Here is a 24,185-nt window from a genome sequence, read left to right as displayed (position 1 = left end):
TTTCAAACTCTTACTCTCTGTGACTCTGCGCCTCTGCGTGAAACAAAATCATACTCTTAATCAGCAACACCAAATTTTGTAAGTAGGTGAACAGAAAAATTTAAAGAATTGCCCAAAACTTTCTTCCTGTTCCCTATTCCCTATTCCCTATTCCCTGTTCCCTGTTCCTTGCCCCAACGACAATTAACTTAAAATCTTTCCACACCAGGGAAACTCTGAATAGATGCCTTAGCAGCTTCTCCACAAGTCCGTGGTGTGGGAAAAATCTTGCCAGGATTTGCTAAACCTTGGGGATTAAAAACCTGTCTTACCCATTGCATAGTTTCCAAATCAGCTTCACTAAACATATCCGGCATATAGCATTTTTTATCAGCACCAATACCATGTTCACCGGAAATGCTACCACCAACTTTTACACATAGTTTGAGGATCTCTCCGCCCAATTCTTCTACTTTTTCTAATTCTCCATGTATAGAATTATCAAATAAAATTAGTGGATGTAGATTACCATCACCAGCATGAAAAACATTAGCAATTGAATAACCATATTTTTGGCTTAAACTCTCAATTTCCTTCAGTACATAAGTTAACTGAGTGCGAGGAATCACCCCATCTTGTACATAATAATCTGGACTGATATGCCCCGCTGCTGCAAAAGCTGCTTTCCTACCTTTCCATAATTTTAATCTAGTTTCTGGGTCACTAGCAGTAGTCACATTTCGCGCCCCATTTTGTTTACAAATTTCTGTTACCCGCTGTTTATTGGCAGAAACTTCTACTTCTAAACCATCAATTTCTACTAACAAAATAGCCGTAGCATCACGGGGATAACAATTAGTAGCAACAACATCTTCTACGGCATTAATACTAATATTATCCATCATTTCCATACCACCGGGAATAATCCCCGCACTGATAATATCAGAAACAGTAGCTGCGGCAGCTTCTACACTGGTAAAATCTGCTAATAATACACAAATTGATTCAGCACTTTTGAGAATCTTTAAAGTGATTTCTGTAGCAATTCCTAATGTTCCTTCTGAACCGACAAATACACCTGTTAAATCATAACCTGGTGTTTCGGGAATTTGTCCCCCGACATTAACAATTGAACCATCAGGAAGCACAAGTTTTAAACCTAAAACATGGTTAGTAGTGACACCATATTTTAAACAATGTACCCCTCCTGAATTTTCGGCAATATTACCACCAATTGAACAAATAATTTGACTAGAAGGATCAGGTGCAAAGTAAAAACCAGCACCGCTAACGGCTTGAGTTACCCAACTATTAATGACTCCAGGTTGGACAACAGCCCGCTGATTTTCTAAATCAATGCTAAGGATTTGTCGCATTAAGGAAGTAACAATTAAAACGGAATTTTCTGATGGTAAAGCACCACCTGATAAACCTGTGCCAGAACCTCTAGCAATGAATGGAACGGAGTATTGATTACAAATTTTGACAACTTCTGCTACTTGTTCTGTTGTTCGGGGTAATACTGCGACTGGGGGACGTTGACGATAGCTGGTTAAGCCGTCACATTCATAGGTAAGGAGTTCTTCTTTGCGTTGAACTACGCCTTTTTCACCTAGTACAGCAATGAATTTTTTGATGATGGGTTTCCAGTTGATTTGTTTTTGATCTTTTTTATCTTGGGTAAGCATCGGTTTTTTTTATTAGTAGATGTTTATTTTTATTTTAAGGCTATTGGTGTGGTTATGGAAGTTGTTTTTTTTTCACGCAGAGACGCAGAGGCGCGGAGAATAGGAAGAAGATTAGTTTCCAGACTGGTAACAAGAAACGCTTATTTGGTATGATAATTATGAATATTCCACCAGTTTTGAGCTTGTATATTTTGGGTGAATTTATGTTTTCTGATTTTGGGATTTAAATCTACCTGCAATAAATTCTCTTTTTTCTAAATGTTTAGTTTTGCGTTTGGTAACTCTTTCTCTCCACATTTGGAAGCTGGATGATTTCATTTCCCTTCTCATGAGGGCAATTACTTGTTTTTCTAAGAGTCCAAATTGCTTTTCTATCACATCAAATGGTGTTCTATCTTCCCAGGCCATTTCTATAATGCGATCTATGGTTTCAGAATCTAGTTCAGGTAGTTTCATCTTTGTAAGTATGGCGAGAATTTGAATAAATGTGTCATAAGCAAGCTTTTGTTTTGAGAGTATAAATATTTCTATTCTACTTGTCAAAATACAGTAAAGCAACTTAAATTATTTTTTCAGGGTTGTTATTTTCAGAGAAATAGGAGAATTTATATTCATAAATCTGCTCAATACCCTAAAATAGGAGTAGGTACAAAAAAACTCTGTACTTTTCTCCAGTTGCTTCATCCTTATTGCTTATGAATTTTTCGTCAGCACGACAGTATTTTTACCAGGAGATTCAGCAGCCTGACGAGTATATTAACTTGGCAAGGGCGGCTTTGTATATTGCCCAGGAAGAGTATCCTGATATTGATACGGAAGAGTATCTTAATGCTATTGATACAATGGCACTGGAGTTAGAGGAACGGTTGCCATCTTCACGGTATCCACTGCGGGTTATTCAGAGTATTAATCAATATTTATACGAGGAATTGGGTTTTCATGGTAATAAAATTGATTATTATGATCCCCGGAATAGTTTTTTAAATGATGTGATTGAACGGAAAATGGGGATTCCCATTAGTTTGGCTTTGGTTTATATGGAGGTGGCTAAACGGATTGATTTTCCGATGGTGGGGGTGGGAATGCCGGGACATTTCCTAATTCGTCCAGATGTTGAAGATATAGGCATTTTTGTGGATGCTTTTAATGGTGGTGAGGTGATGTTTACCCAAGACTGTCAAGAAAGACTTTCACAAATTTATCAACACTCTGTAACTCTAAAACCTGAGTTTTTAGCAGTTGTGAGTAATCGGCAATTTTTGGCGCGAATGTTGACGAATTTAAAGTATATTTATCTTCAGCAGCAAGATTTGGAAAGGAGTCTGGGAACGGTAGAACGGATTTTAATGTTGTTTCCCGAAGCCAGTTTGGAATTGAGAGATAGAGGGTTACTGTATTACCAACTTGGGCAATTTTCCCAAGCGGTGGAGGATCTACAAATTTATTTAGTCAAAGTTCCTAATGCTAAAGATGCAGATGTAATTCGTCAATTACTGGCTAAGTTGAATTAATGATTTGTTGGTAATAACTATGATGTTTCTGCTATTCTTTTGAGACGACGGAGTTGGGCTTCCATATCAGCTTTTGTCCAACTTGCTGCAAAGGTGTTAAAACCCCAACTAACTAAAGGGTTAGGAATTTGGAACTCGAAACGGTTGAGTAATAATGTTCCATTGGTAATTGGTTGACATTCCCAGCGATCGCTTCCTTGGAAAAATCCTTTGAATCCCCATACTACCAAACCTGGTTGTCGTTCTACAACTACTGTGTTTAAAGTCGGTTTTAGTCCGGGAATTTGGATAATAAATCGGCTTTGACTCCCGATATCTGTACTCCATGTTTCTCCTACAGGTTCACAACGCAGCACAGGGTTAAGCCAACGGTGCATGAGAGTTAAGTCGGTAAAACAGCTTTCTACTACTGTTGCTGGGGCATTAATACTAATTGTTTGTTCTAAGATTTGGGCGGATTTCATAATTGTTTTCTCAATTTAACTTTAGTCATTAATTCATCTTTAATCCGGTTTAAAATTGAAGTTTCATCTAATGTTGATAAAATTCGACTAACTACTGCTTTTGGTCCATCTGGTCCCCAATTTGCCCCATTTGCTAAATAAGTTTTGGTGACTTGTCCAATACCATAAGATGATACACCAGCTACTCCTGCTTGAGTAATAGCTATGGATAAATAGGGTCCAATTGTCATGCCTGCGGTTGCTGTTGCAGAGATACCCAGTAAGGTTTTTAAACCACTTAAACCCAAGTTTGCTAATAATTCACTAGCACCAATACCACCCATACTCAAGGCGATTTTTTGGAGTAATTGGACTGCACCAGCTTCTGTCATGGGGATACCGTAAAGTTTAGATAAGCCTAAAATTAAAGCAATATCAATAATAACAGCACTGAGGATATCAACTACAGTCACAGGATTGAGAGCGATCGCTAATGCTTTAGTTATTACTGCTTTCCAAATTAACTGATTGGCGTTTTCTTCCCTAATTATCAGTTTTCGTTGTACCAATTGTTCATTCACGTTATCAGCATAAAGCATAGTATTTAAAGCCACTAATGCTTTACCTTCTCGTTGCAGAATTTCCAAAATTTTCAGTTTTAATTCTTCAACTTGTGATTTGCCTTTTTGCAATTTTATACCTCTTGTCCCATCTGGATTTTGCACCGCAATTTTTACCAGTGGAGAAGCTGCGGCCATGACAATTTCTGATGGTGAAAGTAATTCTCTTACCCGATCATCTCGAATTTTTTTGTAAATTACTTGTCTGTCTGTTTCGGGATATTGGTCAACTTTATTAAATACTAAAATTATCGGTTTACCTACTTCTCGCAACTGAGATAAAGCCATTTGTTCAATTTTAGTCATATCTCCAGAAATCACAAAGAGAATTAGATCGGCTTGTTTAGCAATTTGTTCAGCTAAAGCTGCGCGGGTTTCACCGTCTACTTCGTCTAATCCAGGAGTATCAATTAATTCTACTTGGGATTGGCCATTGCTTGGTAATGTGGCTTTTAAAGTTCCTAAAGCTTCTTTGCTAATACTCCAATTAACTGTTTGAGCATCACGAGTAACACCATGTAGGGGACCTGTAATAAAGACTTCTTGACCGACTAAAGCATTGAGAAGAGAAGATTTACCACGTCCTACCATTCCAAAAGCTGCAATTTGAACTACCATACTTTCTAGTTTATCTAGCATGGTTTCTAAGTCGTTAATTTCTGTTTCTAAACCTGATTTTTCCGCAGGAGAAAGATCGAGATTATTAACTAAGTTTTTCAGTGCAGTTTTGGCTTGTTTATAGTTAAGTTCGGCTTGAATATCGTCAAAGGTAAAAATGGCGTTGTCTAGTTCTTCTTCCCAGTTGGGGATAGGTTCAGGTATTGTATTCATTTTAGGTAATTGGTAATTGGGAGGAGAAGAAAAAATGTCCTTCTTTCTTCATCATGACTTACGTACAAGTTAGGAAAGAACGAACCACGAAGGAACGAAGAACACGAAGAAAAGAGGGTTTCAGAGAGATTTTGCGTAAGTCCTATTCATTCTTCTTTCTGATAGCGCAGCGTGGCGTAAGCCATACTCCTATAAGGGCGAAGCATTCGGGTGATAAATTATCCATTTTTTGTCTAAGGCCATTTTCCGAATGCTTCGCCCCTACGACTCCTGCGATCATACTAATTGGTGTAATTCATTGGGAGTAAGATGAGAATGAACAACTTCACCATCACGAAACCAAACAATCCGTTTAGTTTGACGCGCAACTTCTGATTCATGGGTGACTATAACAACGGTGATACCGCTGCTATTCAGTTCACTAAACAATTCTAATACTTCTTGAGTAGTGTGAGAATCCAGAGCGCCGGTGGGTTCATCTGCGAGGAGAACAACGGGTTGGTTGACAATAGCACGAGCGATCGCTACTCTTTGTTGTTGTCCACCTGATAATTGAGTAGGTTTGTTATGGAGACGATTTTCTAAACCGACTTTGATTAATGCAGATGTGGCTCGTTCTTTTCTTTCACTAATTTTCACACCAGCATATACCATTGGTAACATCACATTTTCTAAGGCTGTTAATTGGTTTAATAAATGGAATTGTTGAAAGACAAACCCTAGTTTTTTATTCCGAATATGCGCCAATTCTGTATCACTCATTTGAGCAACATTCAAATTATCTAAATAATAATTTCCATTAGTAGGACGATCTAAACAACCGATAATATTCATGGCTGTTGATTTACCTGAACCAGAAGGACCCATAATTGAACAATATTCACCTTGTTCTATCACCAAATTGACTTGATTGAGTGCCTTTACTTCTGTTTCCCCAATCCCATAAACTTTGAAAATATCCTCTAAACGAATAATTCCTGATTCTGGTGTAGAACGGGGAATATTTGCATCATTAAAAGTCAGAGTATTAGCCATAAATATTTATTGCCTTTTTTTAAATTAAAAATTACGCCGTTCTCAGTGCTACCATGGGATCAAGTTGAGCCGCACGACGAGCCGGAACGACACCAAAAAATAAACCAATACTCCCTGAAACACTAGCAGCTAAGATGACTGCGGAAGCAGATATCCCAGCTTCTAAAGGTGTAACCATACTAATTAAAATCACACTTCCACCACCTAAAGCAATTCCCAATATACCACCAGCAATTGAGAGAATAACGGCTTCAATCATGAATTGAATTAAGATGTCTTGTTGAGTTGCACCAATGGCTTTTCTCAGTCCAATTTCTTGGGTACGTTCAGTGACGGAAACGAGCATAATATTCATGATTCCAATTCCACCAACTAATAGGGAAATACCGGCAATGGCAGCTAACATTAAAGTTAAGCCATTTGTAATCGTGCTAATAATATCTAAAATGTTTTTCTGAGTCCGAATTGTAAAATCATCTTCCTGGGTAATCTTGTGACGTAATCGCAATAAATTGGTAAGTTGAAATTCTGCCGCTCTAATGCTATTTTCATCTTTAGCAGATACAGAAATCAAAGATAAATCAATCCCATAGGGAGATGTTCTCCCCACAATGCGACCGGACATAGTAGTAATGGGAATAAAGGCAATATCATCATTGTTATTTCCTAAAAATGTCCCTTTAGCTACGGTTAAACCAATCACTTCAAAACTAACATTTTTAATGCGGATATTTTGACCAATGGGACTTTGATTACCAAACAGTTTTCTTGCTAATTCTGGACCTAATACCACCACTGGTAAACTACGTTTAATATCTAATTCATTGAAAAATCTTCCTTTTTCTATTTCAACACTCCGCACAGCGAGATAATTAGGAGTAGTCCCAATAATGGAACTACTAGAGTTTTTGTTGCGGTAGGTAATAGTAGTTCTGGTATTAATTTCTGGAGCAACATCTTTAATAGCACGAACTTGTTTAGCTATAGCTTTAGCATCTTCTAAAACTAAAGTTTTGGGTATCTCTATGACTCGGTTACGACTTTCTGGACTACCAGGAATGATAAATAGTAAATTAGGTCCCAAAGATTCAAATTGTTCAGTAGCTAATTTTTGCGCTCCTTCTCCAATCCCAATCATGGCAATAACTGAAGCATTACCGATGATAATTCCTAACATTGTTAAACTACTACGCAGCTTATTAGCTAATAAAGTAGTAGTTGCCATTTTTACACTTTCTAAAATATCCATAATTTTGTTAAATGTGAAATTTACAATTCAATTCCTAATTCCTCTTTTAATTCAGCCAATGTCTGAGTCCATTCTCAAGACAGAAATAAAAGTTTAACATTTTCATGCAATCTTCATAAATTACTATTGCGATGGTTTACGCCCCTTCTCTTTAGGTAGTTCAATAAATACCCTTTCTCCAGCTTTTAAACCATCTAAAACCTGAATTTGACTATCAATATTTGCCCCAATTTTCACCGGACGAAATTCTGGTTTATTCTGAGTATCTGCCACCCAAACACCTGTTTTTCCTGATTGGGTAACAATCACCTCTTGGGGAATTAACAAAGCATTATCAACAGTATCACCAATAAAAGTGACTTCACTAACATTCATTCCTGAACGTAATTTATCTTTGCCTGTATTCAAATTCACTCGTACTTGAAAAGATGTCACATTTTGATCTACCACAGCTTCAGGAGCAATCAAACGCACAGTACCTTGAAACACTTCATCTGGATAAGCATCAACAATAATTTCTACTTTTTGTCCTTGTTTAATTTGGGATATATCTACTTCGGGAACATTAGCTAAAACTTCTAAACCTTTAGCTAAAGCAACTATCGAAGTTGAGGTAGCAGAAGCATTACTAGAAGCGGAAATTGCTGGACTTACATATCCTCCTAATGTGGCATATCTCTGGGTAATAATTCCCGAAAAAGGAGCGCGAATAATTGTATCTTCTAATTGTACTTGTTGTTGTTGTAATTGAGCCGCTGCTGCAACTACCGCTGCTTTGAATCTGGCAATTTCTTCGGGACGATTACCATTTTCTAGTTTTCGTAATCCTTCCCGTTCTTGATTAACTATTGCTTGTTGCCTTTGAATATCTTCGGTGCGGTTGCCAATTTGCAATAAAGATAATCGTTTTTGAGCTTCTTGCAAATTAGCTTTTGCTTTTCTATCTTCACTGATATATTGTTCTAAAGTATCTTGGGAAATAGCGCCTTCTTTAGCCAAATCTTGATTACGTCTTAATCTAGATTGAGTTAGTTCTACAGAAGCTTTTGCTGAGTCTACTTGAGCCTGTGCTTGTTGAATTTCCTGTAAACGATTTCCATCACGGGCGATCGCTAATTGTGCCTGTGCTTGGGCTACACGGGCTTTAGCTTGGGCAATATCTTCGGGACGAGTTCCAGCTTGACTTTCCGCTAACTGTGCTTTTGTCTGTTCTAAGTTAGCTTTGTATTGGAGAATTCGCATTCTAATTTCCGAATTATCCATACGCGCAATAATTTGTCCTTTTTCTACAGTTTCTCCTTGTTCAACTTTTAAATCTGCTAAAAGTCCAGGACTTTTAGGACTAATATTCACACTTTCAACCGGTTGTACTTTTCCACTAGCAGTAATTCTCACGGTGACGCTTTGTGCTGCTACAGGAACAGTCAATTTACTAATATCTGGCGGTTTATTTCTTTCTTGTATGGTTTTGATAGTGGTTGTTGTTCCCACAATTAAGACACCACTAGCGATTAAACCCATTAACCAACGCAATGGATATTTAACTTTTTTGCGAATTAAGGGAATTTCTATGTAGAACGTCATATTATTTGGCAGCAATTACTAAAATTGAAGGTTGTTAATTGTTTTGGAATTGAAGATGCAAAAATACTATTTGTAAAAGTCATAAAATTAATACATTCTTGAGTATTAACTTTCATTGATACTAACAATTAAATCTAGGATGAGCCATCACCTGATTGGGTGAATATATAGCAATTCTCATTTTAGTGAGGTACAAGAAGTAAAAAATTAACCGCAGATGTAAGAGGATAAACGCAGATAAACGCAGATGAATATGTAATAATTACCAATCAAATAGCACCACCAATAAAATGTAAGTAATCACTTATTAATCCTTGAAAAAAAAGGTTAAGGTGAAGTTGTACAATTAATCTTGAATGGGTGCAATTCCTTGCCAAACAATATCTACGAGATTCTGGACAAAGATTGTTTCTTCGGTTTTGATAAATTCTCCGGGGTGCATTTGCTCTAAAAAAACATAGTTCATTAATGATCCTAACAATATCATAGCAATAGTCTGAGGGTCGCTAGGGCGCAAACGTCCTTGTTCTATTTCTTTTGCTAGGAAGTTAGTAAATACTTTGACCTCGCGGATAGGTTTTGATTTGATTATACTTGCCGTTTCTGGAAGTAGATTACCGCACGCTTTTAACATCATCAATCGTGGCATCACTTGACGATGAAACTCTAAGGTTTGTAGACACAAATTAATGAGGTTTTCTCTGAGATTCCCTTTTCCAGATAAAGAATCCAGTTCTTCCACCCAAGGGGGTCTTTCCGCAATTCCCATTGACGCAAAAAATAGTTTTTCTTTGGTTGAAAAGCGTTTAAAAATAGATGCTTCCGAAATTCCAGCTTTTTGGGCAATTTCTAAGGTTGAAGCCCCAAATCCTTGTTGTAGAAATATTTCCCGGGCTGCATCTAAAATTTGCTCATTAGTGATTTTTGTTGTGCGTGCCATAAATAAGTGTGTAGTCACTTATTAATTTAACAGTTGTTAATTGTCTTGTCAAGAACAAGAACCAGGAATTTTACAGATTTTTGCAAATTAGTCAAAGCGGATTTGGCTGTGCTAACTCTCTCATTTATACAATTAAATTGTCATCGGTGACTCAACATAAAGAGTTGGTTCTTTCATGGTAAATTCTATGCCGTAACTAAGCAACTTTTTAGAAATATGTTCATTGGCTAATTCCAATAACCGCTTACGAAAATCAATTGAATTTTCATGAGAACCCAAAATAAAGAAACTCACCCTAGCGCGAACTCCTGATTTATCTTACTTGGGGAAATAAGTTAATTTTGGTACTGTTAGGATCAATTCCAAATAAAGTATTGGTACTTTCCTTGATCACTTTTTCTAGTAATGCTTCTTCAGCTTTTTCTAGGAAGCGAGCAAAATCAAGATAAAGTAAAACCATTAACTTTTTACCTCTGGTGATATTTTCAATATCAACTTTGGCCATAACTGAATTAGGAACAATTACCAAGGTACTTTTTGCAGCAGTTCTTAGTTTTGTAGAACGTAAACCAATAGATTCTATGCGAGCAAATAATATCCCTTGAGAACTTAAATTGACACGAATGTATTCTCCAGGAACAAAAGGACGATCTAGATATAAAACAATTGTGCCAAATATTTGTTCTAAAGTGCTTTGAGCAGCAAAAGCAACAGCTATACCCCCAATACCCAAACCGGCAATTAAACCTATTAAGTTGATATTTTGACTCTGGGCAAATGCTAAAGCGGCTATAAACCCAATCATGATATTAAAAACAGTTTCCGAAACCAGTAGTAATTCGTCAATTTCTAACCCTACTTTGCGAATTAACTCAATGCCATAGACGCGCAGAACTTGACGAAACAAGCGAGATACTAAAGCTGCAAAACTGCTAATTACTGCTAAATTTAGAAAAAATTTCAGGAATAGATAAAAGCCTGAATATTGTTGCAGTAAATTTGTAGATACAGAAATAAGAACGAAAGTACCTGTAATTTTCAGGAGGTTTTCTAGAGGATCAATTAAGCTTTCATAAATCTTGACTATTGTCTGGGGTGTAAATTTATGAACGACTATTTTTAACAACCCAGGAGTATATTTACCAACTAACAAAGAGATGAGAAAAAAGAAACAGAAAATTCCTAAATTTATTCCTAATAAAATCAGAAATTTGCGTGTTTCTTCATCTATTGACAACCAAGTTTGAATATCAACTAAAATCTGCATTTTATGTACTTACTTGTTTAAATTGTGATGGGTGCATCAATATTAACTGGTTCATCTGCAACATCAAAATCAATACCAAATCCTTGAAGCTGCATAGTAATATTTTGTTTAGCTATGTCTAGTAATTGATGACGTATATCCATACCTATTTCACCAGCACCGAGAATAAAAAAGCTAATTTGTGCCTGAGTAGTATTATTTTTTTCTTTGTGGTATATATCTTTAAAATTCACTTCTGTATTCCGGGAATCTATGCCAAATAAATCTTTGCTACTTTCTAAGATCACTTGACGAATTAAAGCTTTTTCGTTGTCATTAATTTCTTGATAGAATTTCAAATAAATTAAGGAAACAACTTTTTTGCCGCCGGTAAAATTTTCGATACTTAATTGTATGAGGGAATCATTGGGAACTATAGTTAAAGTTCCTTTACCGGAATTTCTAATTTTTGTAGAACGTAAACCTATTGATTCTACTCTACCAAATGTCCCATCAGGTAAACCAATATAATCATCAACCACAAAAGGTCTATCAATATAAATTACAATTCCACCTAATAACTGTTGCAAGGTTTGTTTAGCTGCAAATGCTAATGCAACTCCACCGATTCCTAAACTCGTTACTAAACCTAAAAGATTAATTTGATGAGTCTGGGCAAAAATGCAGAAGATGATGATAGAAATGAGACCTTTGGCGATAATATTAGATACTATTAATATTTCACCATTCATTTTTTGCTTAATAGCTGACTCTAGCAAGTAATAATTGAAGAATTTATCAAATAGTCGAGCGGTTAAGACACCTACGACAATGGCTATTGATAAACCCAGGGGAATTTCTATATATTTAAGCCAACTTTTTTGTAGAACGATTAATAAGAAAATATCACTAATGCTCAATAAACAAGTAAATATTAGCCATTTTTGGTAAGGTGTAATAATTTGTTCATAAATTTTCTGTAATTGAGGTGAGAAAAACTGAGTAATGATTGATTCATTCATGTTTTGCTAACTTACAGAGACAATAAATTAAGAAGCCATTGAAAATGTCATCTCGTATGACACTATATACTATTCTCTATAACTTTTGCTCAACGGATTTTAATATTGGGCGATTATAAATCGCTACTACACAAACAAAGTCCACCTCCGTGGACTCATGAAAAATTAAGGGTTTTGTCTGTTTATTTGTGATTTCCAGTCGTTAAGGGACTTCCAAGAAATAAATTATCTAGAGTAACGTTAGCGTAGCGTGCGTGCAGCGCATACCGCAGAGGCGCAGAGGAATAAGGGTTTGAGTGGTCACTGAGCTTGCGATGCCCTGAGCGAAGCCGAAGGGTCGAAGTGAGGTTTTTTACGTTAGGTGGTTGAGTGTTTTTTTATTTGGAAGTCCCTAAAATTCGGAATTTTTCTGCAAAAATTAACGTCCTTTTAAGTCGTTAAGTCTATTAACTAAGAAACTTTGTTGTTTACTATCTTCTAATCTTTGAGCTATGGAAATAGCTTGCTGATATAAATCTTTGGCTTTGGCAAAGTTACCCATTCTTTCATAGATTTCCCCAGAAATTGCTAAATATTTTAAATCTTCGGCTGGGTTTCTAATTGAATCGGTGATGGCGACACGATTTTCTAACAGTTCTAATGCTCGACTATAACGCCCTACAGCAGCATGGGCTGTGACTAAACCATCAATGGCTCGTAATTGGTTAGGGCGCTCAAAACTCTTTTTAGCTAACCGCATTGCTGAACCATAACTACCAATGGTATTTTGATAATCGCCGATCGCTAAATAAGCATCTCCAAGGTTATTCAATGTGTTGGCTTCACCGATAGCATCACCAAGTTGGCGGCGGAATGTTAAGGCATATTCACCAATTTTGATGGCTTTATTATAATCACCTCTTCTGAGGGCAACTAAGCTTAAATTACTTAAAGATAGTCCTTGTCCTTCAATGTTAGTTACATTTCTGGCAATGACTAAAGCTTCTTGAAGTGTTTGTTCTGCGGCGACATTTTCGCCCTTTTCTAGAAATAAACTACTCAGATTATTGAGAGCAAATATCTGATTTTGGAAGTCTCGATTATCACGAGCGATCGCTAATTGTCTCCGAATAGCATCTTCGGCATTTTTGATATCATCTAATTGTAGATAAGTATTGGCTAATAAATCATAGGTTAAACCTTGGGCTTTTAAGTCACCCAATGATTGATAAATTTCTAAGGCTTGTAAACTTGATTTCAGGGCTTTATCTGGAAATCCTAATGATAATTGCTGTCTACCCAATTTTAATAATCTATCTGCTCCATCTCGTGACGGTTTGTTAGCGGTGTTATTTAAGGGACGGTGAATTTGTTGTGTAATATCATTGGCTTTTACACTTGTAGTATTAAACAAACAGGTGAATAGTAAAATGTAAAAGGTGCAAAGCTGCAAATTGGCTATATTAATTGTCTTCCCTGGTAAAAAATGCCGCTGTTTCATAATATTTAACCGTGAAATTCCGGCTGTAAATAAATGGTGTAATAGCTTTCACACTTGGTTTGAGTGCAGTAGATGAGCTATTGTGATTATTATAGCTAAGTTATGACTAAATCGAATCTTCGCCTAAGTAAATAGCCCGAATATCAGCAGGTAATTTATCTTCGAGCATCTGATAACCTGCTTGGAGAGAATTTGCAACTTCAGCCGGGGAAATTTGTTCTCCTTCAGCTTGCAAATAAGCAGCAATTCTAGTTTCGCTCCAGTGGAAAGTTTGCGCCATTAAGACTATTAAACGTGATATTGCTGGGAGTTGATCTAATGCCTGTTCTACATAACACCAGAGGGGCGGTGAAGTATCCTTGAGAGAATAATGAATAGCTTCCGTTGGTGGTAGTTTAATATCATTAATACAGAAGGCAGTAATGTTAATTAACCAGTTTTGCAGGGTGATAGAATCTTGTCCAGTGCCTGGTTGGTTTAAATCCAGTCCACCTAATTCGTAATATATATGTCGCCAGATGAGAGCAAACAAATAATCAGCTTGCACAGGCGATCGCGCTGAATGCCGAATTAAAGTGTAAACTATAGGGCTATAACGGCAAAAAATCACCGTAAAATACTTGCCATAATCTGGATATCGTTGAAACAGACTCAGTAGTTCTTGATCACTATGATGAAATAGCGACTTCACCAATGGGTGATTAGCTTCGGGAAAATGAGGAATTTGCACAATTCTCTTGACTAGATAGTTGTTAGAATATACTAAGGAATGGTTATGCGATCGCAACGCCTAGCGGAAGCATCGTTAATAATATCTTGATGTCTGTTAGTTGGTAGACTAAGCTCAGACTACTAGACTCTTGATAAACTAGAAACAAGGACTTAATGTTAGTCTTAATTGACAATACTCAAAGCGCCTCCTTTATACCAATATTTTGATACGGTTTGTTCATGGTTATAGCAGCTAGTTCCATTTTGTCCCTGCTTAGTCCACTTACTTTAGGGTCGTTTTTACCTTCCCTACCCTTGGATAGCCTATTTTCCACCCAAGGGATTATGATCATGCTCCTGGCAGCTTACGCCGGCGCTATGTGGATGTTCCTGACTAGCGCCCCCAAAGTTTATACTGTCATGGTGTCAGATTTAGAAATTGCCCGACAGTTATATGAAGGATTGCTAGATTTGCCAGTAGCTGAAGTTCCTTTGCACTATTATTACAACTACGAGCAAACTATTGGTGCAACAGGTATTGACCCGCTGTATATGTCCACAAGTCCCAGTTGGTCTAACAGCACCATGAATAATGGTAATGACGGGCTTTGGTATCAACTCAAGAAAAATACTCAATTACATATCATTACAGGTGCAAGTTTAGGCAAAAAAGATCAGCAACGCCATGTTTGCTTTGACCATGACTGTCTAGAATTAATTTTAATGCGAGTGGAAATACGGGGTTTAAAGTTCAAGATTCGTAACCAAAAGCCCTTGAATTTTTTGATCAAAGATTACGACGGGCGCGTAATTGAAATGGCTGAGGTAGCAAATTAGTCATGATTATGGTGGGCAATGCCCACCAAGGAGATCATTAAAAAGACAAGGAAAAGATTTGTTGTAAGCGTTTACGCACCCAAATTCCTAAATTACCATCATCTTCTTCATCATCAACTATTCCCATTTGTTGTAATTGTTTTTTACGTTCGGTTAATTCTTCTTGATGTGTGGATAACTCTTGAATAATTAATTCCGCAAAATCAGGTTGATCTTGTAGTAGTTTTTCAAACGCCTGACGATAAATACCAAAGACAATTGTTGCTTCTATCGCTTTTACAGAAGCCGTCCGAGGAATTCCTAAAATTAAAGATAATTCTCCAAAAAAAGCCCCCCTATTTAAAGTAGTTAAGTGTTTATTTATCTTAGCCACAAAAATATCTACAGAACCTTCTAAAATAATATAGAAAGCATCTCCAGCTTCACCTTCTTGAAAGAGAACTTCTCCCGCATTCAGACGTTTCCGAGAACCAATTTCAATTAATTTACGGAGTTCTAATTCCGTAAAATTGGCAAAGTAAGGAACTTTTCGGAGTAAATCTCTAATCGAGATATCAGGAGATAATGGAGGCTTAGGAGCAGTTTCTAAAGGTGGTGGAGATTTATGTAAATAAATACTATAGTCAGGAAAACTAACACTAATACCACGTTGTCTCAAATTATATTCAATGGCATAATTAAGCTTTGTTTTCGCGTCTTCGTCATCTCTAGCACTATTTATCCAAGCTTGTAACTCAAACTCAAAATATTTCAAACCTAATTCATTAAAAATTAATTCGGGAGCAGGATCATTAACAACGATTGGCTCTTGATTAACAGTTGTTAAAACAGTTTCTGTGAATAGAACAATATCACTATCAGGATGAATCCGAATCGGAATTTTTACACGATTACAATTTCCCCCATAACTCCAATTTAAAATAGGTGAAGTTACTAAAGAACTATTCGGCATAATTAAAGTTGCACCATCTTCAGTATTAATCAAGGTAGAAAGCAGAGAAATATTTTTAACTGTACCTTGGAGATCTTCAAATTCTTGATTACTACCAAATTGTAAAAAATCATTGACTTTAATTGTGCGTCGCAAAAGAATAATAATTCCGCTGCTTAAATCACGAGCCATATCTTGTAAACCTAACCCAATTCCGACTCCTAAACCTCCAGCAACAACTACAAGAGACGATAAACTAAAGCCAATAGACTCTAAAGCAATTAAGCTACCAACTAAGCCAATAAAGTATGTAATTAAGGTAGTAATGGCTTCACGAGTCCCTAAATCAATTCCTAAGCGAATCAATAGAAACTGTTTGAGAAAAAATTGAACTCCTTTAATTATTCCCCAAACAATAGTCAAGTTAAACAATAAAAAACTCAGACTACTAACGGAAAAGTTGACTTCTCCAAAAGTAAACAAAGCATAATTCAACAGGGCATAGATATATGACCATATATATTTTAGGTAGTGAATCATCAGTTTTCTTACTTTAAAGTTTTGATCTGATTTTTAGTGTTTTTGCATACTCATTATTTTCAGTATACTGGTGACATTTTACAATTATTTAATGAACTTTTCAAGGGGAATATTTGAAACAAGGAAAAGTTTCGGGCGAATATAATAGAGCCTACTTACTTCGACCCTTCGGCTTCGCTCAGGACATCGCAAGCTCAGTAAGCTAATGAAAAATCAAGAGTTTGAAACCCACCTCCGTGGGTTTTGTCTATGTATTCGCGACTTCTAGTAGTCTGTCAAAAAGTAATTGACGGGTAAATAATCTTTATTCTTCTTTCTTTCTTCTTCCTTCTTCCTTCGCGCTCTTTGCGTCCTACCCTTCGGGAACTGCTTTGCAGAACGTGGTTCGTTTCTTCTTTATTCGTCAAAATGTATTTGACAGACTTTTAGTAACGCAGGGCTTCTCAAAAATTTACCAGAACTTACGCAAAATCATGAAAAAACGTATCGCTAACGCGAAGCGTGGCGTTAGCCATACCGCAGAGGACGCAGAGGACACGGAGAAATAAGAGTTTCAGAGAGTTATTGTGTAAGTCCTATTTACGTATAAAAAAGTAATAATATGCGGAAAATTAAGAAAATATATCTAAATCACATTCAATAATTGACAATTGTCAATTGTCAATTGTCAATTGTCAATTGTCAATTATCTAAATTATGACAACACCTCAAAATCATGAACCTCTAGAACAGAACCTATCATTGCTGTTGTCATCACATCTTCTCTGACTTTTCCTGTAACTTTGGCTTTTTGTCCTGCTTTGAGTAAGCTTTTATCAGAACTTTTGGGTAGTTCATAAGTAACACCATCTTCTGTCACAAAAGCCCAAGCACCAAGACCAATATTTCGCCGTTCAATAGTACCAGTAGCTGTAATAGTCATTTGTTAGTTGTCAGTTGTTAGTTGTCAGTTGTCAGTTGTCAGTTGTCAATTTTCAGTTGTTAGTTGTCAATTTTCAGTTGTTAGTTGTCAATTGTCAATTGTCAATTGTCAATTATTAGTTGGTAATGGGTAATAGAAAAACTCTTACCAATTACCAATTACCTAATTAAGCAGTTTGTTCGTCTTTTTTCAATGCTAAACGAGCTAGTCCGTAACAAAGTAAAGCATTGACGAGGAGAAAGATTCTTGCTAGGTTACTACTTCCTAAACCCCAGACAGCAGGATCATAAACAGCACTAACTGTTAAAAAAGCCGTTATTCCTAAAGTTGAACCAATAGCAAACCATTTCCAACTGGGATGTCCTAAAAACAAGGATATTAAAACCAGGGGAATTAAAACACTGGCAAAAAGAGGATTTAATGCGTCCGTTCCCTGTAAAGTATTACCTAATTCAGGAATAGAACTACCTAAAACCCGGAAAGGCCATTGGGGAAGATCAAAGATATAAAATCCTTTGAGGAAGAATAAGCCAGAACTACCAAAAATTAACCCACTGGATAAAGACCAACTCCAAGCAAAGGGGAAGTAAACCCGTAAGAACCAAGCCAGGAGATAAGAACCTACTACCATTAAGATTTTAGGCATTAAAGCGATCGCACCGCCATCTATCCAAAAGCCGGGATTAAGATAACCCTGTTCTCGCAACCACCGGAAAAAGTCAGGAACACTTATTATGCCGTCGCTGGCTAATTTCACTGCGGCTTCGGCGTTGAGTTGTCCAGCCCCATAATAGTTCAAACCGTCATCTTGAATGACTCTGGCTGACTGTTGCAGAACCTGTAAAATTTCATCGGGTTCTTTGATTCCCAAGGCTTTAACTAATGCCGCTACACCTGCAACGTGGGGAGAAGCCATACTTGTGCCTTGGAGTCCCAGAAATACACCTTCGCCGTCTTCGTTGATGGTTTCTTGGAGAATTGTCCCGGTTTCACTACCACCAGGGGCGGAAATATCCACACCAGCACCATAGTTAGAATAGGATGCTCTTTCGCCGTCTGGTCCAAAAGCGGCAACACCGATAACATGATCATAACGGGCGGGATAACTAACGCCGTTGGTGTCTTCATTTCCGGCGGCAGCAATGATAGTTACACCTTTGTTGTAGGCGTATTTAACAGCATCTTCCATGAGTTGGCTGGCTCCACCACCACCTAAGCTCATGTTAATCACATCTGCGCCGTTATCAGCCGCAAATTTGATGGCTTCGGCAATATCAGCCACTGTTCCTGCACCGTCAGCATTTAAGACCTTTAAGGGCATCAGGTTGGCTTCATAGGCAACTCCAGCGACACCATAGGCGTTATTGGTGGCTTGGGCAACTGTACCAGCTACATGAGTTCCATGTCCGTTGTCGTCTTTGGCTTCTTCTGTGTCGTTGACAAAATCGTAGCCTTTGACAAATTTGGTTTCATGTAAATCGCGGACTTGGGTAATCCCGGTATCAATGACGGCAACGGTGATACCACTGCCTTTACTGCGAGTCCATGCGGCTTCTATGCCGATTTTGTGCAAATTCCACTGTTTGCTGTAATACTGGTCATTGGGACCGATTAAGGAAGAAGTTGGTTCTTGATCATTTTGGGGTGCTAAAAGTTCACCCAACCAAGTAGCTTTACCTTCGGGTACGGTTCTATAAATGTAATTTGGTTCAATAAATTCTGTGACTTTGGCAAAAGGAGATTTTCTTAACTCTTTCAGCCGTTGGCGATCTCCTTTGATAATATACACATTATCCGCTGCTGAATATTTATTATCCAGTTGGGGGGTAACATGATATTGTTGTGCGATCGCTTCTAAATCCTTTTTAATGGCAATTTCTCCAATATCTTCCCGAAAATCGAGCAGAATTGTCTCAAAGTCACCTTTAGCTGCTAGTCCCTGAAAATTCAGAAACCCAAACACAGCAGCAGTCAGTCCGATGATAAACAAGCACAATAATATAAGTTTTTTCATCACCGCTTCTTGTCAGTTTGCTCACTACGATAACTCATAATAGGGAGTATTAGGTATCATCGCTTCTATCAAAATTAGATGGCTTTCTCAAATAATATAGCCAGTGCTTGCATTAGGTTAAGACACTGCTGTGATGTCATAGTATGTGGTTGCAAGGTAGTAGATGCTGAATACTTTAAAATCAAATTTCTCACTTGCTGAGAATTCAAATCACTAATATTTACTGCTTTCATAGACCAAACCCCAAAAAGACGGCTTTCGATGGGAATAAATTCAATCAATTCAGGTGTATGATGGCGCGTGTCTAGGGCAATGCGATGATAAGTTTTACTAATTACTGTGCGATAGCGAAGCGCTCCGCAGGAATCGCCTTCTAATATCTGCAAAAATATCGAATCACCATAACAGAGTAGTCCTGTAACCCCTTCAGAACGGTTGTTGTTCTCAGATTTTTCCATGATATCTTTGAGATCATGATACCCCATATCTGATTTTGCATAACTACTGTAAATTAGACGGTATAAACTCATCATGTCTCCTGATTATTCTGCGTAATACCTTAAATGTCTAGTAAGTTTTAATTACAGACTTCTCCACACCAATGATATTGGTCAAGGTTTAAATTTTGAGTTACTTGTAATTACTGAATTTACTAGTATCTAATAAGCGATATTTTGTATTTGTACTAATATTGCATATAAGGGTATGCAGTTGAGTGAAATCCGCAACAATTCTTGAAATTATTTCCCACTCAAGACTTTGGTATTCTGATTGAATCCAGAACGGTTATAATTTTAAGGAATATACATTAGCAAAGCTCCTCTAAAAGAGGTATTACGAATTAATATGGAACGTGGTCTTTTATGGTTGCCTTTATTAGTGGCATTTTTTTGGTTAGCGTGGCAAGGTTCACAGGAATTTAAAAAACTCCAAACATATCAAATTTGGGCAGAAGAATTTGAACGGGCTAAATATGATATCTATGCAGTATTAGCTCAAAAGGGTAATGATATTACTTGGGGAAAACCCACAACTAAAGGACCAATTAATTTAGAAACTTTTTCTTTATTAGATGTTCAAGAAATTCGCTTTTTGGTAAATGGTAATTCTGTAGATATAGAAAATCCACCCCCAAAAGGTCGCAAAATTGAATTAGAGTTTTTATTGAATAATACTAAATCAATTTGTGTTCCCTTTACAGAAGTTCCCTTAGCAGCAAAATGGGGTAAGTTTTTACAGGAGACATTAAAGAATTTACAAATTGAAACATAGTGAAAAATCAGGAAGCTATAAAGCTTGATAAAGTTTAGGAATATGGGAGTTAATTATTATGCGAATTAAGCAAATTTCCGTTAATGGCTTATTCGGAATTTTTGATCATGTAATTCCGTTGAATATGGATGATAGAATCACCGTCATTCATGGTCCTAATGGTTTTGGTAAAACAGCCATGTTGAGAATTTTAAATGGATTTTTTAACTCCCAATACTCGGAGTTAGAAACTATTCCCTTTAGTAAATTTTGCGTTGAATTTAATGATGGTAGTAATATTGAGATTATCAAAAATTATAATGATGGAGAAAAGATAGAGAATAATATTATTTTTAATTTTTATCAACCGAATACGTCGGCTAAAAAATGGGTTTATACTTTTACTCCAGAAAATACTTCTTTTAGACCAAAATTCCCAAGTGCAGAAGATAAATCTGTCTCATTATATGATTATATATCATCTATAGTAAAATCAAAAGAAGAGGTTGAATGGTTAAAAAAGTTAAAGAATAATATTCATATTCGTTTTATAGAATCGCAACGGTTATTAAATGTATTTCCTAATCGTCATTCTAAATTAAGCGATGATAGAAGACTTTCAATGTTATCAACTGGACTTCTATATAGTGATGAACTGACAAGAGAGATGAGCGGTATAGAAGATAAGTTGGATGATATAAGACCTTCAATGTTATCAACTGTATCTGCATATTCTGATGAACTTGCCAAGTTGATGCAAGACAAGTTTAAGGAATATGGAACAATATCTCAATCTCTGGATAGAAGTTTTCCCATGAGGGTAGTAAAACAACAGTTATCATCAGATATAACAGATGAAAAACTGCGTAATCAACTCAATGAACTTGAAGAAACTCGCTCTCGTCTGATAGAAGTAGGTCTTTTAGATCAAGATGAAAATTCAGAGTTTCAAATTCAGCCACAAGACATAGATGAAAGTACAAAAAATGCTTTATCAGTATATATTGAAGACGTAGAAAAAAAGCTAAATGTTTTTACCGAAATAGCGACTAAAATTAATTTATTGAAGAAGATTATTAATAATAAATTTTCCTATAAAGAGATCAACTTTAGCAAAGAAAAGGGATTCACTTTTACAACACTTTATGATTCTTCATTATCTGATTCAAAAATACTTTCACCAACTGATTTGTCATCAGGTGAACAACATGAATTAGTGCTTTTATATGAACTACTATTTAAAGTTGAACCTAATTCCTTAGTTTTGATTGATGAACCTGAATTATCTCTTCATGTAGGTTGGCAAGTGCAGTTTTTAAAGGACTTGCAAGAGATTACAAAGCTGACTGATTTAGATATTCTCATCGCTACTCATTCACCAGATATAATACAAGATCGCTGGGATTTAACAGTTGAATTGAAAGGTCCGGTAAAATGAGAGAATTTTTAACCGTTGACCGTGTTGCTAACCAAATAAGATTACGACGTAGCACTTATGCAGGAACTTTCTTATTAGTTGAAGGAAGTTCTGATAAAACTTTCTATGAGCGATTTGTTGATAAATTAGGTTGTGAATTAGTCATTACTGCGGGAAAACCTTCTAGTAAACAGCGTGCTATTAACATTTTAGAAATTTTGGAAAAATCAAATTTTCAGGGAGTTTTAGCAATTGTTGACGCAGATTTTGATCGTCAGCAAAATACACCAGTCACAAGTCCTAATCTACTTCTCACCGATACTCATGATCTGGAAACTATGTTAATTCAGTCACCGGCTTTAGAAAAAGTAGTTAGTGAATTTGGTTCTGAAGAAAAAATTACCCAGTTAAATCGAAACATTAGAGAAGTATTAACTTCAGTTGGTGTTGCCTGACGGGATGACGAAATAGTCTAAAAAGCTTATCAGATAGAGATTGTACCGATTTATGGTAAAAAAAGATAGAAGCACTTTTCTCAATAAGGACTATCTATTGATAATGTTACCTGAATTCTACAAAACACACTTAAAAAATCAATTGAATCTGGCAGAGTATATCTTGCTCAAAATTATGATTATTCTGCTGCAATCATTGAAAAGAGTAAGTTTAGAAGCTTTGGCTACTGCCCTACCAATTCCGATTAAATTTGAAAGTAGAAAAAGAAAAATACAGAGATTTCTATGTTTACCAAACCTAACAATTGAGAAAATCTGGTTTCCGATTGTGAAAACATTTTTAGAAACATATTTGAAAGATGAAGAATTAATTTATGTAGTCATGGATAGGACGGCTTGGGGACGCATAAATTTATTCATGATTAGTATAGTTTGGGACCAAAGAGCAATTCCTGTATATTTTGAGTTATTGCCAAAGTTAGGCAGCAGTAACTTTGAGGAGCAGTCACGAATGGTGAAGAAAATTTTACCAATTTTTAATAACTATAAAATTTGCGTATTAGGGGACAGGGAATTTTGTTCCATAAAACTGGCAAACTGGTTAAAAGACGAGGGTTTATGTTTTTGTACAAGACTTAAAAAGAGTGAATTTGTAGAAATAAAAAAAGAAATTTGGGTAGATTTAAATAATTTAGGTTTGTCACCAGGAGTTGCTTTCTTTTTAGCCGGAGTTAAAGTTACGAAAAAACATGGTTTTACAAGTTTTAATGTTGCCTGTAAATGGAAACGTAAAATCTTAGGAGTAGCCCCAAAGGAAGGGTGGTTTATTTTAACCAATTTAGATAGTTTGGAATTAGCAATTTCCGCCTATAAGAAGCGATTTTGTATAGAAGAAATGTTCCGTGATTTTAAAAGTGGAGGTTATAATTTAGAAGACACAAAACTTACAAATAATCGGTTAATATCGATAATTTTATTAATATCAATTGCTTATACAAGTGCCACAATACAAGGGCAAGAAATTAAACGCAAAGGTATCCAGAAATATATTGGTCGAGTGAAGGAATATGGGCGGACTCAAAGAAGACATAGTAGTTTTTATATTGGATTATATGCCCAATCTTGGGTTAATTTCATAGATAATTGTAGGGAATTAGTTAGGTCACTATTGAGATTATCTCCTAATAAGTGGAAGTATTATCAACAGGGTGAGAGAGCTATGAGGCTTATTCTGTCTGCATCTTAACCATTTTCGTCATCCCGTCAGTGGTGTTGCAATTGGTTATTTACGTTATATTTCTCAATCTGATGGATTGAATCTCACTTTTGAAGGTATAACTTTTAGCAAATTTATTGATGAAAAAACTTGGCAATTTAATGAAGTGAAACTAATTCAAGAAGTCAAGAATAAATCTCAAGCTTTTTACTTGAAAGATGAAGATTTAGAAAAACGGCTAATTACTGAAAAAAAGTAATAAT

At 36.2% G+C, this 24,185-nt stretch carries 24 protein-coding genes; 7 read left to right on the top strand and 17 right to left on the bottom strand.

The features are described from left to right. Nucleotides 1–188: 188 nt before the first annotated feature. Nucleotides 189–1,667, bottom strand: coding sequence for a glycolate oxidase subunit GlcD (glcD, locus tag FJR38_RS24200; RefSeq protein ID WP_168539886.1), 1,479 nt, complete (start codon nucleotides 1,665–1,667; stop codon nucleotides 189–191). A gap of 201 nt (nucleotides 1,668–1,868) precedes the next feature. Next, nucleotides 1,869–2,123 (bottom strand): TIGR03643 family protein, encoded by a 255-nt coding sequence (locus FJR38_RS24195; protein WP_168539884.1) that lies wholly within the window; start codon nucleotides 2,121–2,123, stop codon nucleotides 1,869–1,871. Nucleotides 2,124–2,362: 239 nt separating this feature from the next. Between FJR38_RS24195 and FJR38_RS24190 the strand changes: the two genes are divergently transcribed. Next, entirely contained in the window at nucleotides 2,363–3,178 is an 816-nt protein-coding gene (locus FJR38_RS24190; RefSeq protein WP_168539882.1) for a SirB1 family protein, read from the top strand. Between the two features lie 17 nt (nucleotides 3,179–3,195). On the opposite strand, the gene FJR38_RS24185 is transcribed toward FJR38_RS24190, so the two are convergent. From FJR38_RS24185 to FJR38_RS24140, 11 genes are all read right to left on the bottom strand, one after another. Next, nucleotides 3,196–3,642 (bottom strand): SRPBCC family protein, encoded by a 447-nt coding sequence (locus FJR38_RS24185; RefSeq protein WP_168539880.1) that lies wholly within the window; start codon nucleotides 3,640–3,642, stop codon nucleotides 3,196–3,198. Then, on the bottom strand, nucleotides 3,639–5,072 hold the full coding sequence (locus tag FJR38_RS24180) for a GTP-binding protein (RefSeq protein ID WP_168496901.1): 1,434 nt from the start codon (nucleotides 5,070–5,072) through the stop codon (nucleotides 3,639–3,641). Before FJR38_RS24180 ends, FJR38_RS24185 begins: the two co-directional genes overlap by 4 nt. A 276-nt stretch (nucleotides 5,073–5,348) precedes the next feature. Then, nucleotides 5,349–6,107, bottom strand: a complete 759-nt coding sequence (locus tag FJR38_RS24175) for an ABC transporter ATP-binding protein (protein WP_168539878.1) — start codon at nucleotides 6,105–6,107, stop codon at nucleotides 5,349–5,351. Nucleotides 6,108–6,138: 31 nt separating this feature from the next. Continuing rightward, the gene (locus tag FJR38_RS24170) at nucleotides 6,139–7,356 is read right to left on the bottom strand and encodes an ABC transporter permease (protein ID WP_168539876.1); all 1,218 of its coding nucleotides are present in this window, start codon (nucleotides 7,354–7,356) and stop codon (nucleotides 6,139–6,141) included. 123 nt (nucleotides 7,357–7,479) lie between these two features. Continuing rightward, the gene (locus tag FJR38_RS24165) at nucleotides 7,480–8,940 is read right to left on the bottom strand and encodes an efflux RND transporter periplasmic adaptor subunit (protein ID WP_168539874.1); all 1,461 of its coding nucleotides are present in this window, start codon (nucleotides 8,938–8,940) and stop codon (nucleotides 7,480–7,482) included. A 346-nt stretch (nucleotides 8,941–9,286) separates the two neighbouring features. Then, a complete protein-coding gene (locus tag FJR38_RS24160) occupies nucleotides 9,287–9,880 on the bottom strand; it encodes a TetR/AcrR family transcriptional regulator (protein WP_168496909.1) in 594 nt (197 codons plus the stop codon). A 132-nt stretch (nucleotides 9,881–10,012) separates the two neighbouring features. Beyond that, nucleotides 10,013–10,174, bottom strand: a complete 162-nt coding sequence (locus tag FJR38_RS29430; protein WP_371418281.1) for a hypothetical protein — start codon at nucleotides 10,172–10,174, stop codon at nucleotides 10,013–10,015. A gap of 19 nt (nucleotides 10,175–10,193) precedes the next feature. Beyond that, nucleotides 10,194–11,147: a mechanosensitive ion channel domain-containing protein gene (locus tag FJR38_RS24155; protein WP_371418280.1), complete on the bottom strand. Its 954-nt coding sequence runs from the start codon at nucleotides 11,145–11,147 to the stop codon at nucleotides 10,194–10,196. A 17-nt stretch (nucleotides 11,148–11,164) separates the two neighbouring features. Then, the gene (locus FJR38_RS24150; protein WP_168539872.1) at nucleotides 11,165–12,148 is read right to left on the bottom strand and encodes a mechanosensitive ion channel family protein; all 984 of its coding nucleotides are present in this window, start codon (nucleotides 12,146–12,148) and stop codon (nucleotides 11,165–11,167) included. A gap of 418 nt (nucleotides 12,149–12,566) precedes the next feature. Then, nucleotides 12,567–13,628, bottom strand: a complete 1,062-nt coding sequence (locus FJR38_RS24145; RefSeq protein WP_168539870.1) for a lipopolysaccharide assembly protein LapB — start codon at nucleotides 13,626–13,628, stop codon at nucleotides 12,567–12,569. Nucleotides 13,629–13,734: 106 nt separating this feature from the next. Then, nucleotides 13,735–14,358, bottom strand: coding sequence for a sigma-70 family RNA polymerase sigma factor (locus FJR38_RS24140; RefSeq protein WP_168496917.1), 624 nt, complete (start codon nucleotides 14,356–14,358; stop codon nucleotides 13,735–13,737). Nucleotides 14,359–14,579: 221 nt separating this feature from the next. Between FJR38_RS24140 and FJR38_RS24135 the strand changes: the two genes are divergently transcribed. Continuing rightward, nucleotides 14,580–15,176, top strand: coding sequence for a glyoxalase-like domain protein (locus FJR38_RS24135; protein WP_168496920.1), 597 nt, complete (start codon nucleotides 14,580–14,582; stop codon nucleotides 15,174–15,176). Nucleotides 15,177–15,213: 37 nt separating this feature from the next. On the opposite strand, the gene FJR38_RS24130 is transcribed toward FJR38_RS24135, so the two are convergent. From FJR38_RS24130 to FJR38_RS24115, 4 genes are all read right to left on the bottom strand, one after another. Beyond that, entirely contained in the window at nucleotides 15,214–16,647 is a 1,434-nt protein-coding gene (locus FJR38_RS24130; RefSeq protein WP_168496922.1) for a cyclic nucleotide-binding domain-containing protein, read from the bottom strand. A gap of 694 nt (nucleotides 16,648–17,341) precedes the next feature. After that, a complete protein-coding gene (locus FJR38_RS24125; protein WP_168539868.1) occupies nucleotides 17,342–17,569 on the bottom strand; it encodes a hypothetical protein in 228 nt (75 codons plus the stop codon). 166 nt (nucleotides 17,570–17,735) lie between these two features. Next, nucleotides 17,736–19,583: a S8 family peptidase gene (locus FJR38_RS24120; RefSeq protein ID WP_168539866.1), complete on the bottom strand. Its 1,848-nt coding sequence runs from the start codon at nucleotides 19,581–19,583 to the stop codon at nucleotides 17,736–17,738. Nucleotides 19,584–19,657: 74 nt separating this feature from the next. Next, entirely contained in the window at nucleotides 19,658–20,116 is a 459-nt protein-coding gene (locus FJR38_RS24115; RefSeq protein ID WP_217359400.1) for a BLUF domain-containing protein, read from the bottom strand. A 313-nt stretch (nucleotides 20,117–20,429) separates the two neighbouring features. On the opposite strand from FJR38_RS24115, the gene FJR38_RS24110 reads away from it, so the two are divergent. The 5 genes from FJR38_RS24110 (at nucleotide 20,430) to FJR38_RS24090 (ending at nucleotide 24,181) form a co-directional block, all read left to right on the top strand. Beyond that, nucleotides 20,430–20,855: a hypothetical protein gene (locus FJR38_RS24110; protein ID WP_168496928.1), complete on the top strand. Its 426-nt coding sequence runs from the start codon at nucleotides 20,430–20,432 to the stop codon at nucleotides 20,853–20,855. Between the two features lie 58 nt (nucleotides 20,856–20,913). Next, entirely contained in the window at nucleotides 20,914–22,272 is a 1,359-nt protein-coding gene (locus FJR38_RS24105) for an AAA family ATPase (protein ID WP_168496931.1), read from the top strand. Further along, nucleotides 22,269–22,706 (top strand): DUF4435 domain-containing protein, encoded by a 438-nt coding sequence (locus tag FJR38_RS24100; protein ID WP_168539864.1) that lies wholly within the window; start codon nucleotides 22,269–22,271, stop codon nucleotides 22,704–22,706. Before FJR38_RS24105 ends, FJR38_RS24100 begins: the two co-directional genes overlap by 4 nt. Nucleotides 22,707–22,809: 103 nt before the next feature. Further along, nucleotides 22,810–23,952, top strand: a complete 1,143-nt coding sequence (locus FJR38_RS24095; RefSeq protein ID WP_168539967.1) for an IS4 family transposase — start codon at nucleotides 22,810–22,812, stop codon at nucleotides 23,950–23,952. 67 nt (nucleotides 23,953–24,019) lie between these two features. Next, entirely contained in the window at nucleotides 24,020–24,181 is a 162-nt protein-coding gene (locus tag FJR38_RS24090) for a hypothetical protein (RefSeq protein ID WP_168539862.1), read from the top strand. Nucleotides 24,182–24,185: the final 4 nt, after the last annotated feature.

It is taken from the genome of Anabaena sp. UHCC 0253 (genome assembly GCF_009712085.1).
GTDB lineage: Bacteria > Cyanobacteriota > Cyanobacteriia > Cyanobacteriales > Nostocaceae > Dolichospermum.
The sequence above is the reverse complement of the archived record's forward strand: the minus strand, read 5'-3'. Positions and strand labels throughout refer to the sequence as shown.

Bases quoted from the DNA above. Each gene is read 5' to 3' on its own strand.
- glcD (WP_168539886.1), bottom strand. From the start codon at position 1,667: ATGCTTACCCAAGATAAAAAAGATCAAAAACAAATCAACTGGAAACCC.
- FJR38_RS24195 (WP_168539884.1), bottom strand. From the start codon at position 2,123: ATGAAACTACCTGAACTAGATTCTGAAACCATAGATCGCATTATAGAA.
- FJR38_RS24190 (WP_168539882.1), top strand. From the start codon at position 2,363: ATGAATTTTTCGTCAGCACGACAGTATTTTTACCAGGAGATTCAGCAG.
- FJR38_RS24185 (WP_168539880.1), bottom strand. From the start codon at position 3,642: ATGAAATCCGCCCAAATCTTAGAACAAACAATTAGTATTAATGCCCCA.
- FJR38_RS24180 (WP_168496901.1), bottom strand. From the start codon at position 5,072: ATGAATACAATACCTGAACCTATCCCCAACTGGGAAGAAGAACTAGAC.
- FJR38_RS24175 (WP_168539878.1), bottom strand. From the start codon at position 6,107: ATGGCTAATACTCTGACTTTTAATGATGCAAATATTCCCCGTTCTACA.
- FJR38_RS24170 (WP_168539876.1), bottom strand. From the start codon at position 7,356: ATGGATATTTTAGAAAGTGTAAAAATGGCAACTACTACTTTATTAGCT.
- FJR38_RS24165 (WP_168539874.1), bottom strand. From the start codon at position 8,940: ATGACGTTCTACATAGAAATTCCCTTAATTCGCAAAAAAGTTAAATAT.
- FJR38_RS24160 (WP_168496909.1), bottom strand. From the start codon at position 9,880: ATGGCACGCACAACAAAAATCACTAATGAGCAAATTTTAGATGCAGCC.
- FJR38_RS24155 (WP_371418280.1), bottom strand. From the start codon at position 11,147: ATGCAGATTTTAGTTGATATTCAAACTTGGTTGTCAATAGATGAAGAA.
- FJR38_RS24150 (WP_168539872.1), bottom strand. From the start codon at position 12,148: ATGAATGAATCAATCATTACTCAGTTTTTCTCACCTCAATTACAGAAA.
- FJR38_RS24145 (WP_168539870.1), bottom strand. From the start codon at position 13,628: ATGAAACAGCGGCATTTTTTACCAGGGAAGACAATTAATATAGCCAAT.
- FJR38_RS24135 (WP_168496920.1), top strand. From the start codon at position 14,580: ATGGTTATAGCAGCTAGTTCCATTTTGTCCCTGCTTAGTCCACTTACT.
- FJR38_RS24130 (WP_168496922.1), bottom strand. From the start codon at position 16,647: ATGATTCACTACCTAAAATATATATGGTCATATATCTATGCCCTGTTG.
- FJR38_RS24125 (WP_168539868.1), bottom strand. From the start codon at position 17,569: ATGACTATTACAGCTACTGGTACTATTGAACGGCGAAATATTGGTCTT.
- FJR38_RS24120 (WP_168539866.1), bottom strand. From the start codon at position 19,583: ATGAAAAAACTTATATTATTGTGCTTGTTTATCATCGGACTGACTGCT.
- FJR38_RS24115 (WP_217359400.1), bottom strand. From the start codon at position 20,116: ATGATGAGTTTATACCGTCTAATTTACAGTAGTTATGCAAAATCAGAT.
- FJR38_RS24110 (WP_168496928.1), top strand. From the start codon at position 20,430: ATGGAACGTGGTCTTTTATGGTTGCCTTTATTAGTGGCATTTTTTTGG.
- FJR38_RS24105 (WP_168496931.1), top strand. From the start codon at position 20,914: ATGCGAATTAAGCAAATTTCCGTTAATGGCTTATTCGGAATTTTTGAT.
- FJR38_RS24100 (WP_168539864.1), top strand. From the start codon at position 22,269: ATGAGAGAATTTTTAACCGTTGACCGTGTTGCTAACCAAATAAGATTA.
- FJR38_RS24095 (WP_168539967.1), top strand. From the start codon at position 22,810: ATGTTACCTGAATTCTACAAAACACACTTAAAAAATCAATTGAATCTG.